Source organism: Chryseobacterium oleae (assembly GCF_900115055.1).
GTDB classification, from domain to species: Bacteria; Bacteroidota; Bacteroidia; order Flavobacteriales; family Weeksellaceae; genus Chryseobacterium; species Chryseobacterium oleae.
The window spans coordinates 404411-420929 of sequence record NZ_FOVD01000003.1; the positions used below are offsets into that span (position 1 = coordinate 404411).

The 16519-nt window shown below is 37.4% G+C and carries 17 protein-coding genes; 4 read left to right on the forward strand and 13 right to left on the reverse strand.

Annotated elements, in window-relative coordinates:
* Positions 1–52 precede the first annotated feature (52 nt).
* The 4 genes from BM143_RS12490 to chrA form a co-directional block, all read right to left on the reverse strand.
* Positions 53–682 (reverse strand): DUF4082 domain-containing protein, encoded by a 630-nt coding sequence (locus BM143_RS12490; RefSeq protein WP_090024776.1) that lies wholly within the window; start codon positions 680–682, stop codon positions 53–55.
* Between the two features lie 320 nt (positions 683–1002).
* A complete protein-coding gene (chrI, locus tag BM143_RS12495) occupies positions 1003–1491 on the reverse strand; it encodes a chryseobasin maturation helper ChrI (RefSeq protein WP_228430788.1) in 489 nt (162 codons plus the stop codon).
* A gap of 40 nt (positions 1492–1531) precedes the next feature.
* A complete protein-coding gene (chrH, locus tag BM143_RS12500; RefSeq protein ID WP_090024778.1) occupies positions 1532–2623 on the reverse strand; it encodes an MNIO family chryseobactin maturase in 1092 nt (363 codons plus the stop codon).
* A 3-nt stretch (positions 2624–2626) separates the two neighbouring features.
* Complete coding sequence (gene chrA / locus BM143_RS12505; RefSeq protein ID WP_090024779.1) at positions 2627–2836, reverse strand: MNIO class RiPP chryseobasin precursor ChrA; 210 nt, start codon at positions 2834–2836, stop codon at positions 2627–2629.
* Positions 2837–3027: 191 nt separating this feature from the next.
* Here chrA and BM143_RS12510 point away from each other — a divergent pair, with 191 nt between their 5' ends.
* Positions 3028–4869, forward strand: a complete 1842-nt coding sequence (locus tag BM143_RS12510; RefSeq protein WP_090024780.1) for an alpha-L-fucosidase — start codon at positions 3028–3030, stop codon at positions 4867–4869.
* 78 nt (positions 4870–4947) lie between these two features.
* Here the strand turns inward: BM143_RS12510 and BM143_RS12515 are convergent, their stop codons facing one another.
* The 9 genes from BM143_RS12515 to BM143_RS12555 form a co-directional block, all read right to left on the reverse strand.
* Positions 4948–5364, reverse strand: a complete 417-nt coding sequence (locus tag BM143_RS12515) for a nucleoside-diphosphate kinase (protein ID WP_034727888.1) — start codon at positions 5362–5364, stop codon at positions 4948–4950.
* Positions 5365–5977: 613 nt separating this feature from the next.
* Positions 5978–6904, reverse strand: a complete 927-nt coding sequence (rsgA, locus tag BM143_RS12520) for a ribosome small subunit-dependent GTPase A (RefSeq protein WP_034727514.1) — start codon at positions 6902–6904, stop codon at positions 5978–5980.
* Positions 6905–7079: 175 nt separating this feature from the next.
* The gene (locus BM143_RS12525; protein WP_034727513.1) at positions 7080–8159 is read right to left on the reverse strand and encodes a chorismate mutase; all 1080 of its coding nucleotides are present in this window, start codon (positions 8157–8159) and stop codon (positions 7080–7082) included.
* Positions 8160–8588: 429 nt separating this feature from the next.
* Complete coding sequence (locus tag BM143_RS12530; RefSeq protein ID WP_090024781.1) at positions 8589–9167, reverse strand: hypothetical protein; 579 nt, start codon at positions 9165–9167, stop codon at positions 8589–8591.
* A 32-nt stretch (positions 9168–9199) separates the two neighbouring features.
* Positions 9200–10285, reverse strand: a complete 1086-nt coding sequence (gene dnaX, locus BM143_RS12535) for a DNA polymerase III subunit gamma/tau (protein WP_090024782.1) — start codon at positions 10283–10285, stop codon at positions 9200–9202.
* 97 nt (positions 10286–10382) lie between these two features.
* The gene (locus tag BM143_RS12540; RefSeq protein WP_090024783.1) at positions 10383–11015 is read right to left on the reverse strand and encodes a TetR/AcrR family transcriptional regulator; all 633 of its coding nucleotides are present in this window, start codon (positions 11013–11015) and stop codon (positions 10383–10385) included.
* Positions 11016–11021: 6 nt separating this feature from the next.
* A complete protein-coding gene (locus BM143_RS12545) occupies positions 11022–12278 on the reverse strand; it encodes an aminotransferase class I/II-fold pyridoxal phosphate-dependent enzyme (protein WP_090024784.1) in 1257 nt (418 codons plus the stop codon).
* A gap of 417 nt (positions 12279–12695) precedes the next feature.
* Positions 12696–13052 carry a helix-turn-helix domain-containing protein gene (locus BM143_RS12550; RefSeq protein ID WP_090024785.1) on the reverse strand — a complete coding sequence of 119 codons (357 nt, stop codon included), beginning with the start codon at positions 13050–13052 and terminating at the stop codon, positions 12696–12698.
* Between the two features lie 111 nt (positions 13053–13163).
* Positions 13164–13907 (reverse strand): response regulator transcription factor, encoded by a 744-nt coding sequence (locus tag BM143_RS12555; RefSeq protein WP_090024786.1) that lies wholly within the window; start codon positions 13905–13907, stop codon positions 13164–13166.
* 82 nt (positions 13908–13989) lie between these two features.
* On the opposite strand from BM143_RS12555, the gene BM143_RS12560 reads away from it, so the two are divergent.
* The 3 genes from BM143_RS12560 (at position 13990) to BM143_RS12570 (ending at position 16502) form a co-directional block, all read left to right on the forward strand.
* On the forward strand, positions 13990–14637 hold the full coding sequence (locus tag BM143_RS12560) for a DUF1349 domain-containing protein (protein ID WP_090024787.1): 648 nt from the start codon (positions 13990–13992) through the stop codon (positions 14635–14637).
* Between the two features lie 879 nt (positions 14638–15516).
* Positions 15517–15894, forward strand: a complete 378-nt coding sequence (locus BM143_RS12565) for a hypothetical protein (RefSeq protein ID WP_090024788.1) — start codon at positions 15517–15519, stop codon at positions 15892–15894.
* Positions 15891–16502: a response regulator transcription factor gene (locus BM143_RS12570; RefSeq protein ID WP_090024789.1), complete on the forward strand. Its 612-nt coding sequence runs from the start codon at positions 15891–15893 to the stop codon at positions 16500–16502. Before BM143_RS12565 ends, BM143_RS12570 begins: the two co-directional genes overlap by 4 nt.
* The last annotated feature ends 17 nt before the right edge of the window (positions 16503–16519 follow it).

Below are 16519 nucleotides of genomic sequence, written 5' to 3' on the forward strand. Positions count from 1 at the left end.
ACGAAAAGGCAGCTGAATCAGCTGCCTTTTCTTCTAAAAAAATATAGGGTTATTAGTCTACCTGTTGAAAATTAAAGCTCAGATCTCCTCCGTTGTAATCCTGCGAGATATTGGTTGGAAAAACCTGGGATGAAGTTGACAGCCATCTGTATTCCAGAAATTTTATATTTCCTGCAGTCACCGGATAGACCGCATTGCTGTTATCGGGCTTATTTTTCTTGTACCAGTCATTGGAATTCATTGTAATCATATACTTTTTGTCTTTTTCCAAAGCAAGCGCTTCAACAGCTTTCGTCAGTAAAGTATTCGATGTCGCTACATTAACAACCTCTGTTCTTAAGACTGTTTTAGAAGTATAATCCCAAATGGTAATTTTCAAGGCTGGATTCACATCCGGCAGCTTCACAGTAATGGCATTGATCTTTCCTTTTACACTAGGAGAAAACACAAGCCCGAATTCATAATTCCCGGCATTGACAAAATTGGTGACTGTGGTAAATCCTGTAGCTTCATGGTATTTATTTAATGGATTCTCTTCAGCATAAACGATGGGTTGTGGAACAGGTTCATCTTCATCTTTACTGCAGCTTGCGGTCATCAATATTGAGCTCACAGCTATTGCTTTACATACATTTTTAAGAGATAATGATCTCAAATTGAAAAATACTTCTAAATGTTTCATGGGTTTTAATTTTAATAATTGATAGGGCAAAGATTAAAATAACCCGAAAGTAAATCATCAGGAAAAACACTTATTGACAGGAGTTATTGCACCGTTTTTTTTGATTATTGTGATAAAAAATAAAAAGGCAGCTCTTGCGGGCTGCCTTTCTTCTTGCGGAATTTGAGCTTATGTGGTTATTAGTTTTTTTATTGTAAGACTTTAATGCTTAAGATTCCCAGTGCTATTACTTATGTAAAAGTCCTAATAAAAACCTATATCACGCATCCGTAGAAATACTGAATTTGAAATTAAGTATTTCTACGTAATCCTGAAATTTATTATGGCAACTGCCTGTTCCAGATGCACGCACAGACCACTAAAACGATACTTATGACTGAAAACACAGTCCTTACATTGTTTAAAAGATTCCACCTGTTTTCAAAACTGTCACGCATCTGCTTCAATGCATCCGCTGTAGATCCGCTGATGTCAAACTTATCCAACATGTCATTTAAGGGAACATTTCCCACAACCGTTACTCCAAACACGCCTATCAGGTAGGCTGCAGATGCCAACAGAAGAAAAAGAAAGCTTGGCTGTTCTCCTCTGAACAGAAAAGTAGTCACAGGAAGCAGCAGAGCAGTCCCCATAAAACTCATGAAAAATACAGGATTAAGAATCTCGCGGTTAATACTCTGCATAGATTTCAGATATTCCGTATCCGAAAGTTTGCCCAAGCCAAGGACTACAGAGCATGAGTAGGCATAAAAAAGCCCGGCGATCAAAGCCGTAAGCACGGCAGTAATTAGTAAAAATACCGTTGTCATTTTCATATATTTTGATTTGTGATAGATAGCAAAAGAAATCCTAGTAAGGATTCCATTTTTTGATAATTTGCTGTGCGGTGGTAATCATTTCTTCATCCCATGATTCAGGTTTGAAGTAATGAAAATTCCTGTTTTTAATCGATTCGGTAGTATTTCCGTCAAACAGCATTCTGGTCAGTTCCGTCTGCTCAGCATGAAGTAAGAGATCTTCAACCGGTTTTGAATGAACAGTATTTTGTCTGTTCCAAATTTTCTCTTCATCAACCGGATAATCTGAAAGTTCAATGATTTTTTTCACCCGGTTAAAATCATCAAAAAAAATCTGTTTCTCAGCCTCTGTATTTAAAGTATGACCAAGCCTTTCAATAATAACATATTCAGGATGGCACAGGATCAATACTTCAGGCAATAGATTTAATATTTCTTCAGGAATGCGGTCGTCATGAGTATCTCTTCTTACCGGTTTCTTTCCGTAAGCACTTTCCTGCCAGCTTCCTCCGGAGAGGTGAATTTCTTTTACTTTTTCTAAGGGATAAAGGTTGATAATTTCCATCATATCCACTTCAAAATTACAGGACTGGCAGTAAATATTATGAAGATCCAGAATAAGAAAGCCATCAATGTCTTCCACCAGCTTATCCAGAAATTCGCCCTGCTCTTTTACATCATCCATGGAAAATGAAAAAGCAAGGTTTTCTACGCCCACAGGAATTTCTACAGCATCCTGAAGTCTGCTTAGCCTGTCTTTTCCTATCTGAAGAGTTTTTGGAAGCAATGGAACTGGCAGCGGTACACCCTGATGAAAGTTCTCGGTATTCATAAAACCGAAATGTTCCGTAATATGATTGTATTTTCTTCGTTTTACCTCTTCTTTTAATTTTTTGAGCCAGATCTCCTGCCTGTTCGCCCATCTCCCATCAAAAAGAGAATAGTAAACACCATGCCCCAAAAGCCTGTTATTTTCTGCATAAAAATCCAAAAGACCGGAAAGCCATTCCGGTTCTTCTGCATCATAAAAGGTATCAAAAGACCATTCCAAAACATCCACAGACTGAGTCTGCAGAAGAGGAAGTATAGCGGAAACAAACTCTGCTTCCGGCATCATAGCCAGACCCAATAACGGCTTTTTCATAGACTACCCCATTCCGCAGGCCGGACATCCGCCACCGTGTTTCAGAATAGTGTCTCTTTTCACCACCTTGGTAGGTTCAGCCTTTACCGTCTTGGGAGAATCCATTTTCCTCACTTTTTTCACGGACTTTGTTACCTTTTTTACAGGTTTTGTCGTTTGTCCGGATACACTTACAGCCAATAAACTGGCCATTACTAATGCTGGAATTTTCATATTCTATTTTTGATGAAACTTACAATAAACGTTCCATTTATGATTATGCTAAAAATACAACAATTTAACGTATCCCATTTTTAAATTTAAAGTTTAGACTTAATATTTTCACTATCAAAGTTAAGATTCAACCTCATTATCCGGAAATCAGCCCTTCTTTGTTTATATTTAAGCTTTAAATTAAAAAGAAAATGAAAAACAGGTGGATCACAGCCTTTTTCTTAGGACTCATAACCGTGTCGCATACTATTAATGCTCAGACAAAAGATGACAATATCAAGATGGAATGGTTTAAAAATGCCAAACTTGGTGTGTTCATCCACTGGGGTATTTATTCTGTAGACGGAATTTCCGAATCCTGGTCGTTCTTCAATAATTATATCAACCATGAGAATTATATGAGACAGCTGAACGGGTTTTCAGCTTCGAAGTACAGGCCGGATGAATGGGCGGATCTGATTAAAAAATCCGGTGCTCAATATGCCGTCATCACAACCAAACATCATGATGGTGTTGCACTCTGGAATTCAAAAGGAGAACAATCCACTACTATCCCTACTCATTCTTTGGCTAAAAAAGACGTTCTGACCCCTTTTGTCACAAGCCTTAAAAAAGCAGGGCTGAAAACCGGGCTATATTTTTCTCTTCCCGACTGGAGTCATCCTTACTATGATATCAATACCCGTACAAAAAAACGGTATGAAATCAAAAATGATCCGAAACGCTGGCAGCAGTTCGTCAGTTATTACCAAACACAACTCACTGAATTATCTTCACAGTATCATCCCGACCTGCTATGGTTCGACGGTGATTGGGAACATTCCCCAGAGGAATGGCAGGCTTCCAAAACCTTAGATATTCTGAGAAAATACAATCCCAATATTATCATTAATCCAAGACTCAATAAACATGGCGATTATGATACGCCCGAACAGGGAATTCCCGTTGTAAGCCCATCAAACAAATACTGGGAACTCTGTTATACGATGAATGACTCCTGGGGATACCAGCCTGATGATGAAAATTATAAAACGCCCAATATGATTATCAGAACTCTGGCAGATGTTATCAGTATGGGAGGAAATTTACTTCTGGACATCGGTCCAAAATCTGACGGCACCATTCCGGAAAAGCAGGTTGACATTTTAAAAGACTTAGGAAGATGGACTGTAAAAAACAAAGAAGCTATCTACGGAACCACCAAAGGACTTCCATTTGAAAACTTTAAGGGAAAATCTTCGTTTTCAGGAACAGGGGAATCTGTTTTCCTTTATCTTGAAGAGGCCAAAGATTTTGTTAAAATATATGGCTTAACCAATAAACCGGATGCTGTAAAAATTGTCGGAGACGATTTTGCTAAAGTCAATTTTAGTTTCACTCATGACAAAACAATGACTCTAGATCTTTCTAAGGTGAAATTTGACCAGGACGTCACCACTGTAGAACTTGTTTTTAAAGAAAAACCGCTTTTTCTGAATCAATTTCCGGCAGACTCTTATACCCTTACTGATATTCTTGAGCAGAAAAACACCAAAATGGCAGCTTATGACGTTGCCAACCTTCTGCACGGCGGAAATAATCTCCTGAACGGTTCGGGACTTACCAGCGACGGACAGGACATGAAAATTCAAAAAACAGCCAAAACCAATCCTGAAACTTTAGAATGGATCAGCAAACATGCGGAAGCATTATATGAAACAGGACAAGGTTTGCCTGAAGGACATTATTCAGGAATGAGCGCCCTTTCAAAAGACAGACAGACCATTTATCTCTTTGTTGAGGGAACACCTACAGGTCCCGTGGCTTTGAAAGGAATAAAAAATAATGTCGCAAGAATCCGAATCGTGGGCGAAGGATCGATCATCAGTCATAAGGTTTACAATAAACTGTACTGGAGTGACACGCCTGGAATTATGTACATAGATATTCCAAAGAACAGGCTGGACAAAAATATGACAGTGATTGCCATACTTCTCGATAAACCGGTAGAATTACACAGAGAAAAAGTAAATGCTATTGAAAATAATTTATAATCAAGACATTACAGACATTTTGTCACAAAAAAAAACCAGAGAAAATTCTCTGGTTTTATATTTTTTGAGGTCGTTTTCTTAGAAAATCTCTCTTCCTGAAAAATGGAATTGAGCCTCGATAAGAGCGTTCTCGTCAGAATCTGAACCGTGAACAGCATTTTCACCGATGCTTCTTGCAAACATTTTTCTGATCGTACCTTCCGCTGCTTCTGCAGGGTTTGTAGCACCGATCAATGTTCTGAAGTCTTCTACTGCATTAGCTTTTTCTAAAACAGCAGCTACGATAGGACCTGAACTCATGAATTCTACCAACTCACCGTAAAATGGTCTCTCAGCGTGAACTTCATAGAATTTTTTAGCGTCAGCTACAGTAAGCTGAGTTAATTTCAGAGCTTTGATCTTAAAACCTCCTTCTGCGATCTTACCTAATATAGCACCGATATGTCCGTCTGCTACTGCATCAGGCTTAATCATAGTGAATGTAATGTTAGACATAAATGTATATTTTTTTAATGCCGCAAAATTACAAAAAATATCTTTGATTTTTATTTTAATTTTTTTTTAACATAAAAATAACTTTTATTAAGAAACTCGAAAAAAACTTTGGCACAGTAATTGTTAATTCTATTACGATTCTCATGTTTAATTTGAGTTTTCATGGTTATTAGTTTTTACCCAGCTTCGGCTGGGTTTTTTATTTGCAATAATTCAAACAATATGTTGCGAATTCGATAATTTTTAAAACCCATTAAAACCATATTAATACATTATTGCTTCTATTTCAATCAATGAAATAAAATTAATTTTTTAATATTTTTTTTGTCTCTTTTTTTGAACACCGAATCAATGTCAAAAAATCGCCATATCTGACAGAATAATCGAGACAAAAAGTGGAGTTATCCTGAAAATGGAATTGTGATTTTTTTTCAGAAGAAATTCTGATTTAAAAAAATGAGCTTTTTTCAGACAAAGTGCAAAAGTTACTACTTAACCATGTCACGATTTTGAAACTTGACATGATCTTAGAGTTTTAAGTCATGAAAATTCTCTTAGATTAATTTTATAACCTAAGATTTCACAAAACCGTGGCTGTTAAATGGGAATATTTCTATTTCTGAGCCGCTTCCTCCGCCTCTTCCATCAGCTTGATGTAGTTGGCATAACGGGAATACTGGATTTCTCCGGTTTCCAGGGAATCAAGAACGGCACATTTGGGCTCATTAATATGAAGGCAGTTGTGAAACTTGCATTCTTCTCTTTTCTTGAAAATCTCAGGGAAATAATGCTGTACTTCTTCTTTCTCGATGTCGATCATGGCAAATTCACGTACACCAGGAGTATCGATTACATTACCGCCGAAGTCCCAGAAATGCATCTGAGCAAAAGTGGTGGTATGCTTTCCTTTCAGGTGAGAATCTGAAATTTCAGAGGTCTTTAAGTTCAATCCCGGTTGCAACGCATTAACCAAAGTTGACTTTCCACATCCCGAATGCCCGAAGAATACAGACGTTCTGTCTTTAAGAAGATCCTGAAGCTGGTCAAAATTCAGTCTGGAATAAGAGGAGATTTCTAAGGTATCATAGCCGATTTCCTGATAAAGGAATTCAATATCCTTCACAAGTTCTATTTCTTCTTCGTTCAGAACGTCGATTTTATTGAACAGGATTAAAGGTTTAATATTGTAAGCTTCGCAGCATGCCAGGAATCTGTCAAGGAATCCCAATGAAGTTTCGGGATGCTTTAAGGTAAAGATAAAACAGGCAAGATCTATATTGGAAGCTATGATATGGGCTTCTTTTGAAAGGTTTACAGATTTTCGGATCAGGTAATTGGTACGCTGCTCTATTTTGGTAATCCACGCAACGTCATCCTGTTCCAGCTGAAATTCCACAAAATCTCCTACGGCAAGCGGATTAGTAAGTCTTGTCTTGATGAGTTTGAATTTACCACGGATTCTGGCTTCGAAAATTTTGTCTGTTCCGAATTCCATGACCTGGTACCAGCTGCCTGTAGATTTAATGATTTTTCCTTTCATATGATAATTGACTGCAAAGATAAGCAATTAGGGCTTAGGGTTCAGGATATAGTTGAAAACAAATAGTATAATTTCCCTTTAATCCAGATGCCCTAAGCCCTAATATGTACAGGTTTCAAAGAGTCGAGATGGTCTCCCTGATCTCTAATCCCAAATTCCTTAATTTTTATCTCATTTATCTTTCGATCATAATACTGTTCTGTACTTCAATAGATTCTTCGTGAATCGCTTTGAAAACCTTTTCGATGAATTCCTGAGACATTCCGGTTTCCTTCGCTTTCTGATTAGCGTATTCTGTGATCACTTTCCATCTTTCCGGCTGGAAGATAGCGATATCATTCTCTTTTTTAAGCTTACCGATCTTTTCAGAGATCTTCATTCTTTGGGAAAGAAGCTCAATTAACTGGAAGTCAAGATCAGAAATAAGCGTTCTGTGTCTTCCCATTTCATTATCGAAACCTGCAAGACCTGAATTTCTTACTTTTAAGTTACCGATCAACTGTGCCAATACTTCCGGAGTAATTTGCTGTGACGCATCGCTCCAAGCCTCATCAGGATTACAGTGTGATTCAATGATCGCTCCCTGGTATCCTACGTTAAGTGCTTCCTGTGTAATGTCTGCAAGGCCTGTTCTGTTTCCACAGATGTGTGAAGGGTCAATCAGCATTGGAATATTGGGAAACTGGCTTTTGAAATCAAGGGCGATCTGCCAGTTCGGGTTGTTTCTGTATTTTGTTTTCTGGTAAGTTGAAAATCCTCTGTGAATCACGCCAAGGTTTTTAATATCCTGTCCTAAAAGCCTTTCCAAAGCACCGATCCATAAAGCAAGATCCGGATTAACAGGGTTTTTTACAAATACCGGCTTGTCTGTTCCTCTTAAAGCCATAGCAATTTCCTGAACCGTAAATGGGTTTACCGTAGAACGTGCTCCAATCCAAAGAACATCCACATCAGCTTCTAGTGCTGCAAATACGTGGTGGGCGTTGGCTACTTCTGTAGCCGTCTTGAATCCGTACTCTTCCTTTACTTTTTTCAGCCAGTTCAGACCGATTACGCCTACTCCTTCAAAACCGTTTGGTTTCGTACGGGGCTTCCAGATTCCTGCACGGAAAATAGACACCTGCGCGTTGGTTTCTCTTATTCTTCTGGCGGTTTCAAGCATCTGAGCTTCACTTTCCGCACTGCATGGTCCCGCGATCATTAAAGGCTGTGAAAGCTCATTGATCCACTCGTTTTTTACATCTATTAAATTCATATTTTTAAATTTATTGTTTTTATTTTTTTTAGATTAACAGCAATAGTCCTTTCATTATAAAATTTACTTTATAATTCTTTTCAAAAAATGCCGTTCAAAATGGTTTAAAGGAATCAGGAAAATAAAAGGACTTTAATTCTCCTGTATTTTTTGGAAAGAAATTCAGTTAGTAATACCAATAAAATCGATAATACGTTCTGAAATTTCTATAATAGAAAGCAGAAAAACTAAAATAACCGCTAAAGAAATTAGCGGGTGAAGGAGACAGATATGGGTTTGATAATGTTTCCACCTGGATTCTGAAACTTCTGTTCGTTTAGTTTTAAATCTGATTTGTTTTTGTCAAAAACTTATTTTTTGCAAAAATCTTTGACAAAGATATAAAAAAACTGATTCTCACAAAAAAAAATTGAGATAAATACAAAAAAATTAGGTGAGATCAAACTTCATTAAATCATCAAGATCCTTTAACAAAGGGTTTTTTTCAATAAATTTTTCGAAAATTTTTCTTTTGGTCACCACTTCGATCTTGAGACTATCGAAATCTCTCTGATAATCCACCTCAATAGCATGGTTATGAACCTTTGTTTTGAAATGGTTAAAGAATTCTCCTGCTATTTTGTCAAATTCCACTTTGGCAGAATCTGAAGGATATAACACTTTAATGGTATGTTCTCCTGACTTGACCAGCTTAAATGCTTTTACGGCATTAAAAATAAAGCTGTTTCTTTTCTGCAGCTGTTTGAGCATAAGGTTCCATTCCATCTGCAGATCTGTTTCCGTGAAATGGTTCTGGGGAAGGTTTTCAGTTCTTACGACTACGGTTTCTTCTTTTACTTCTTTCTCTTCTTTATTCAGAAAAGAATTAATACTGAAGCCTGAAGAGACGCCCTGTCTTGATAAAGGTTTTGTGGTTTTTACAGTGTTTTCCTGAACAGGCTCAGGTTGCTGAACAGTTTTCTCTGCTACGGGTTCTTTTTTCACCGGAGCTTTTTCCGGGATCTTCACTTCCTGTTTCTCACTGAGAAACGGGGCCAGTATTAAGAACTTTTTTTTTTAGTATCGCCTAAATTAGCTGTCAGGGAAGACAGCTGCATCAATGCAATTTCTACTGTAAGTCTTGGATTCTTAGAATTCTTATAATTGATATCCGCATGATTGCAGATCTCGACGGCGTCGATGAGCTGCTGGGCATTCCATTTCTGGCTCTGCTCCACGAATTTCACCTTCGTCCGCTCCCCTACTTCTATTAGTTCTATAGTCTTTGCATTCTGGGCCATCATCAGATCTCTGAAGTGATTTCCTAAGCCTGCAATGAAAATATGGGGATCGAAGCCTTTTTTCACAATATCATTAAAGGCGAAAAGCACTTCGGGAATTTTGTTTTCTTTGGCCAGATCCACGATATTGAGATACTGGTCATAATCCAGAATGTTCAGGACTTCGGCAGCTTTAGCCAGCGTAATATTTTTCTGGGAAAAGGTGGAAAGCCTGTCAAAAATGGAAAGCGCATCTCTTAAAGCACCATCGGCTTTCTGAGCGATCAGATAAAGCGCATCATCTTCGTACTGGATATTTTCTTTTTGGGCTATATTTCTTAAATGTCCCTGAATATCTTCAATGGTAATTCTCTTGAAGTCGTAAATCTGACAACGCGATAAAATAGTCGGTATTATTTTGTGCTTCTCTGTAGTCGCCAAAATAAAAATAGCGTGTGCCGGCGGTTCTTCAAGTGTTTTAAGGAAAGCATTGAATGCCGCAGAAGACAGCATGTGCACCTCATCGATAATATAGACTTTATATTTACCTACCTGAGGCGCAAAGCGGACCTGATCTATCAGTTCCCTGATATCATCCACGGAATTGTTGGACGCCGCATCCAGTTCGTAGATGTTGTAGGCGAAGCCGTCTTCTGAAACAGAACCATCCTTTTCGTTGATCTTTCGGGCCAGAATTCTGGCACATGTCGTTTTACCCACACCCCTTGGGCCGCAGAAAAGTAAGGCCTGAGCCAGCTGATTTTCTCCAATAGCGTGTTCCAGCGTATCTGTAATATGAGACTGCCCTACTACAGTGTCAAACTGTTGGGGGCGATATTTTCTTGCAGATACGATAAAATTTTCCATTGGTCAAAAATAAGAAATATAGTTTTAATCTGAAAATTAAAAGTTTTCAAATATCAACAAAAACTGATTTTCGGTAAGATTGGAAAACTTTTAATCATTAATCTTTCTTCTGGTAGGCAAATTCTATAAGATCCACAATAGCTTTTTCTATTTCAGATCTACCTTCATCACTCTTCATATCAAGGCCACAAAACTCACTTGCATTATAAGCCGGATACAGGTTCAGATAATAAGCTCCTGAAACAATTAAAGCAATAATAGCTCTAAATCTCTTCGCACCCTCTCCAAAGTAAGGATCTGTAACGTTTCCGAACAGGTCAGCACCTACAGCTTCTCTCTGTTCTACCAGTTTACGAAGAATAGGTTTGCTTTCAGAAAGTTCCCAAAGAATAATTTTCTGAAGTTCTTTATTTTTCTTCAGACTCTCAAACTGCATGAGAATTCCCTGGGTCAGAGCTTCCTTACCTTTAGAAGACACCTGTTCTTCTTTAATGTCCGGACTGAACTTACTCCAATAATCCTGAGATTTTATATATTCGTCAATCAGTTTATCTGTACTTCCAAAGTACTCATAGATAAGCTTTTTGTCGAAACCGGCTACTGCGGCGATCTTACTTACTTTAAGACCTGAGTATCCTTTTACTCTCAAAATTTTTCCAACTGCTGCAAGCAGTTTTTGTTTTGTTTTTTCCTTGTCCCTAATGGGCCCTTGCACTACTTTTCTAGGCATAATTTATTATTTTTTCGCAATATGCATTTTTTTATTTATATCATCAAATACATTGAGTGTTTTATCAAGATGTTCTTTGTTGTGTCTTGCTGTCACACTCATTCTGATGCGCGCGTCTTTTCTCGCTACTGCAGGATACATAATAGGGTTTGTATAGACTCCTTTTTCTATTAATATCCTTCCGATATCCCACATTTTACTCTGGTCTCCTATTTTCACAGGAATGATTGCTGAACAAGTGATACCGGTATCCAGACCAAGATCGTCAAGACCTTTTTTGAAATAATTGATATTATCCCAAAGTCTTTCTCTCCAGATCGGTTCTTCATCAATCAAATCGATAGCTTTAACTATTCCTGCGGAAGAAGGTGGCGCTGTTGCTGAGAAAATCTGTTGTCTGGATTGGAATTTAAGGAATGATGCTATTTTTTTATTGGTAATCACATATCCTCCCAGGTTACCAAAAGTTTTACTGAATGTGCCGGTAATGAAATCCACTTTATCCATTAATCCGGGATCTTCAAGACTTCCTCTACCGGTTTGTCCCAAAATCCCTACCCCATGCACATCGTCTACCATAAGATAGGCATTATACTTTTTCACGAGGTCATATATCTCACTAATGCGCGAAGTGTCGCCATCCTGAGAATATACTCCATCCACTACAACAAGTTTCGTACGGTACGTATTTTCAGATATCTTCAAAATGTGTTCCAAAGCTTCCAAATTATTGTGCGGAAATGTTTTTTTATTTGTAAAAACACATCCTTCATGTACGCTGGCGTGTACGGCCATGTCTAAAATAGCGATATCTTCCTTCTGCATCAAGATTTGTAAAGTGGCACTGTTAGCGGTATATCCGGTGGTAAAGATAACTGCTTCTTCCTCTTCTCTGCCAAAAAATCCTGCTATTTTTCTTTCTAAAGCATTATGATAATCAAAATACCCCCCGATCAGCGGTGTAGCTCCTGTTCCTGTTCCGTATTTTTCAATTCCATCGATGGCTGCCTGTTTTACTTTCGGGTGCTGTGTAAATCCTAAATAATCGCTGGATACAAAACTTACATATTCTTTGTTCTGATTTGCAATATTAATGTTTAATGTTGCATTGGTTCCTGACATATTTTTCAGTCTGTAATTCATGTGACCTTTAGCTGTCATGTGGTCCAGGAATTCATAAAAATAGTTCGCTCTTTGAGCAATATCATAATCTGCAATATTCTCAAAGTCTTTAAAAGTTGCTGTTTCAAAATCGATACTCATCCTTAATGTTAGTGTTAGTTGTTAGTGTTTATGTTAGTTGTTTGAAGAAACAAATATATGATTATTTAAAGCTTGTAAAATCTATCTATTATATTAAATATTATACAGTATATAAGACATTTGACCTTATGATCTGATAATCAAATTACTTTACTTATCCATACATCTATTGTGTGTTTCAATGGTTGGTTATTTTTTTACTGAACCTAAATTTAACAAAAAAAAGACAACAATAAATCACTATTCATATATAAATCACAAAAAAAAGACAAATGTTTTCACAATTGTCTCATTACTAAAATATTATTTTTCAAAATTAATCTTCAGGTGTTAAAATTTCTTAAAATCACCAGGTTCAAAAATGCCTTTTGCCTACTTTGATTAAGTATTTTTCCGAAAATTTAGATGAATTTTCCATCAGATTGATCTGCTGTTCTTTCGGAATGTTCCCGGTGTGGTACCTGTCATCTTTTTAAAGAACTTGGAGAAATTGGAAGGATCATAAGTAAACACCCTTGCAATTTCAGCGATAGAATGATGAGAATCTATAATCATGATCTTCGCTTCATGAATGATTTTCTCATCATAAAAGTAACAGGGATGCTGGCCTTTCTCTTTTTTGATGGTATCCGTAAGATGGGTATGGGAAACAGCCAGGTGCTTGGCAATTTCATTAAGCTCCATAAATTCAGAAACTGATCCTGAAAGCACCTCCTGAATATGCTTATCCAGAAAAGCAAAATACTGCATCGTTATCTCTTCGCTTCTTTTCATTTCGTTATCATCATTGGTTTATAGTAAAATATTAATCCATAAATTTAAAGATAAGAATAAAAAAAGCATGGTGAACTTTTCGGATATTTAAAATAAGCCTCTGCTCAGTTCTTAATGAAAACTGTCTTTAAAAGCTTGCACGGAATTCTTCACTTTCAGCTTTTCAAGGATATTCTGGCGGTGTCTGCTTACTGTATTGATGCTTATTGAAAGAAATTCCGCGATCTCTTTACTGGCATAGCCCTCCCCTACATATGTTAAAATTTCGAGTTCTCTTTTGGAAAGAATGTTTTGATAATCCAGTTTGTCCTTAACCATCACTTCTCCTTTGACGGTATTGATGATCATAAAATCTGAAATCAGCGGCTGTGTCTGAACCAGTGCCGTATGATAAAGGCAAAGCGCAAATCTCAGCTTTCCGTTATCCGGCGAATAGACATAGAACATTCGGTGTTTTACCAGCCTGTATTCGTCGTTTTTATCCTTCATCCTGATTTTTGAAAGGACGCAATAGTCTGCCCGGAGTTCCGGATCAATAGAATCCATCAGTTCGTAAAACATCAGTTCATGGATATATTTTTTAAGACGATCATCCGGGTGGATTTTCTTAATAATCTCCTCTTCCCAGATGGAATTGATTTCTGCAGGATTTTCTTCCATACTTAAGCCCAGCTCCACCGCAGCCTTCGATTTGTACACATAGCTCTTATCAGCCTGCATATCGCTCAAGACCGAGACCGCCCCTTCCATCTGCATGTACACCAATGCCCTCTGCTTATATACTTCTATATCAAGCTGGCATTTTACGGCCGTTTTATCCAGAAGGCGACTGTTCAGTTTGTCTATGATCTCCATAAATGGTTATTTATCAGTATTGGCAGAATATAGGTTTAGTTTTACTTTTGCTAAAGTAATAATTTACGCCCAGCTAAAGAGAATGAAGAAAATCGTTTTAAGCTTCTGTGCTGTATTATGGGTCCAGACGGCCTTTGCACAGACATTGGAAAAGATGAATTGGTTTAATGAACCTGAAAAATGGGAGATCAAAAACAACAGTTTATCGATGTCCGTCACCCCGCAGAGTGATTACTGGAGAATTTCCCATTATGGATTTACAGTAGATGATGCCCCCTTTTACTATACCACTTACGGTGGAGAATTTGAAGCCAAAGTAAAGATCAGTGGTAATTACAAAGCCAGATTTGATCAAATGGGGCTCATGCTGAGAACAGATGAAAAAAACTATATAAAAGCCGGCATCGAATTCGTAGACGGAAAATACAATCTCAGCACCGTCGTTACCCATGGAACCAGTGACTGGAGTGTCATTACATTAGACAAAATCCCGTCTGCCGTCTGGATCAAAGCAGTCCGGAGGCTTGATGCTGTGGAAGTATTCTATTCTTTTGATGACAAAAATTATACGATGATGCGCAACGCCTATCTTCAGGACAATACTCCGGTGATGGTAGGCTTAATGGCGGCATGTCCGGATGGAAACGGCTTTACAGCAGTTTTTGAAGGTTTCAAAGTAAAACACCTTCCCGACCAACGCAGGCTGAAATGGCTTGAAAATAATCAATAGCGATTGAATCTTTATTCAATATACAGTCAATTTTTATTCACCTCCCACTTTGGGAGGTTTTTTGTTTTTAATTTAATTCGAATACAAATGGAAATGATAAATAATATGTATAGTTTTCGAAGCAAATCAACTTTATTTTTTCAACTTCATTGATTATTTTTTTTAATTCACGCAGATGATACAGATTTTTACTTTTATTAATCTGCTATATCATATCATCTGCGGGAGCTGATTAATTTTGTTTAATCTACAATTTTTGCGTCTGAATCGAAAAGTTGAGCTCAGTGATGACAAAAAAAAATCCGGATACTAAAAAAGCATTCCGGACTGATTAGAATATAAAAAGGCATGTATAAAGCTCAAATTAAAAGAGATCCTACGAAGCATTGAAACCGCTTTCTCTTTGGATGTAAAAGGCTGAAATCATATGAGGGAACAGGTCATTCAGCCATTGCATCTGTGCTTTTAGAATTCATCTGACTGGTTATTTCAATTCAATAAAAATCTAAATTCTGAATTTTTAAAGCCGCAGCCCAAAAATAGTATTCTTCAATCTGTTAACGAAATAAAACAGGTAGAATAATATTTCACCACCTGTAGAATAAAACCTACAACCTTTTGATGATATCGGCCTGTTTAATAGATAAAATCGTCATCAAATTATCTCACAGTATGATAATTTATGCGTATAAAATCACTAATTTTACACCATAAACCAAATCTGTTTAAAAACAAAAACACATAACACGAAAATATTTAATGAAAGAAAATTATATTCAGTTATTCCCCACACTTAAAAAAACTTCGACTTGTACAATGACTATTATTAATACACTTCCGTCCTAATCATCCGGAAAACATAGATCATTTTATAGAGTTATGAAGGCTTGGACATTGTTTTCTGTCATTTTGTTTCCGGACATTTTCAGACAACGTCATACTTCCGCGGAACATGATAACAGCAACGGACTTTTGCAAAAGAAGGCAAAAACCATTGCTGAAACTTGGTATAAACCCATCTCTTGTTCCGGCAAACGGGCCCAAACAGCTTTCACCACCATCAGAAACCATCAAAAACTAATTATAATAACCGCCGATACGGAAGCGGAAATGTCTGCCGAACAGATCTTTGACTACACCAGTCTGCCTGGAGTCATTCATCTGGTCAGAAAAATTAATGCAAAAATTAATTTCAGGCCTTGTCATTCCGCCGGAACTATCGTTGAAACTACTCTTATTAATGCCTATTTTTTATGAATGAACGAATCTTAATCGCGGATGACCACTATGTCGTAAGAGCAGGAACTGCTTTAGTGTTAGAGTCCGCTTATCCAAAGCTTACCATTGATTTCGCAGAAAATTATGAACAGGTACAGAAACATTTGTCTGAGCGTCATTATGACCTGATCCTTCTGGACATTGATATGCCAGGAACTCAGTATAAGAAAATGGTTACTGAACTTAAAAACATACAGGAAAGCCTGAAGATCCTTATATTTTCAGGACATGATAAAAACGTTGCCATCCAATATATCCGGGAAGGCGCTGAAGGCTATCTCAGCAAGCAAAGCACTGAAGAAGAGATCAGAGAAGCTGTAAAGTCCGTCATTCAAAAGGGGTATTATTATCCTGGCGAACTGATCGGACTTATCATCCAGAATAAAAAGAGCAATCCTGCCGAAAAACTGTCAACCCGTGAATATGAAATCTTTACACTACTGGCGAGCGGCAACGGGAATCTTGAAATAGGAAACAAGCTCGATATCCAGATGTCTACCGTGAGTACCTATAAAAAAAGAATTTTTCAAAAACTGAACATCAGCAATATTGCCGAGCTCATCAAAGTACATGAAATGATGCATTAACCATCAGGAAATCAAAA

Bases quoted from the DNA above. Each gene is read 5' to 3' on its own strand.
- dnaX (WP_090024782.1), bottom strand. From the start codon at position 10,285: ATGGAAAATTTTATCGTATCTGCAAGAAAATATCGCCCCCAACAGTTT.
- BM143_RS12560 (WP_090024787.1), top strand. From the start codon at position 13,990: ATGAAGAAAATCGTTTTAAGCTTCTGTGCTGTATTATGGGTCCAGACG.
- BM143_RS12525 (WP_034727513.1), bottom strand. From the start codon at position 8,159: ATGAATTTAATAGATGTAAAAAACGAGTGGATCAATGAGCTTTCACAG.
- chrA (WP_090024779.1), bottom strand. From the start codon at position 2,836: ATGAAAATTCCAGCATTAGTAATGGCCAGTTTATTGGCTGTAAGTGTA.
- rsgA (WP_034727514.1), bottom strand. From the start codon at position 6,904: ATGAAAGGAAAAATCATTAAATCTACAGGCAGCTGGTACCAGGTCATG.
- BM143_RS12515 (WP_034727888.1), bottom strand. From the start codon at position 5,364: ATGTCTAACATTACATTCACTATGATTAAGCCTGATGCAGTAGCAGAC.
- BM143_RS12510 (WP_090024780.1), top strand. From the start codon at position 3,028: ATGAAAAACAGGTGGATCACAGCCTTTTTCTTAGGACTCATAACCGTG.
- BM143_RS12565 (WP_090024788.1), top strand. From the start codon at position 15,517: ATGAAGGCTTGGACATTGTTTTCTGTCATTTTGTTTCCGGACATTTTC.
- BM143_RS12540 (WP_090024783.1), bottom strand. From the start codon at position 11,015: ATGCCTAGAAAAGTAGTGCAAGGGCCCATTAGGGACAAGGAAAAAACA.
- BM143_RS12550 (WP_090024785.1), bottom strand. From the start codon at position 13,052: ATGAAAAGAAGCGAAGAGATAACGATGCAGTATTTTGCTTTTCTGGAT.
- chrH (WP_090024778.1), bottom strand. From the start codon at position 2,623: ATGAAAAAGCCGTTATTGGGTCTGGCTATGATGCCGGAAGCAGAGTTT.
- BM143_RS12555 (WP_090024786.1), bottom strand. From the start codon at position 13,907: ATGGAGATCATAGACAAACTGAACAGTCGCCTTCTGGATAAAACGGCC.
- BM143_RS12570 (WP_090024789.1), top strand. From the start codon at position 15,891: ATGAATGAACGAATCTTAATCGCGGATGACCACTATGTCGTAAGAGCA.
- BM143_RS12545 (WP_090024784.1), bottom strand. From the start codon at position 12,278: ATGAGTATCGATTTTGAAACAGCAACTTTTAAAGACTTTGAGAATATT.
- BM143_RS12490 (WP_090024776.1), bottom strand. From the start codon at position 682: ATGAAACATTTAGAAGTATTTTTCAATTTGAGATCATTATCTCTTAAA.
- chrI (WP_228430788.1), bottom strand. From the start codon at position 1,491: ATGACAACGGTATTTTTACTAATTACTGCCGTGCTTACGGCTTTGATC.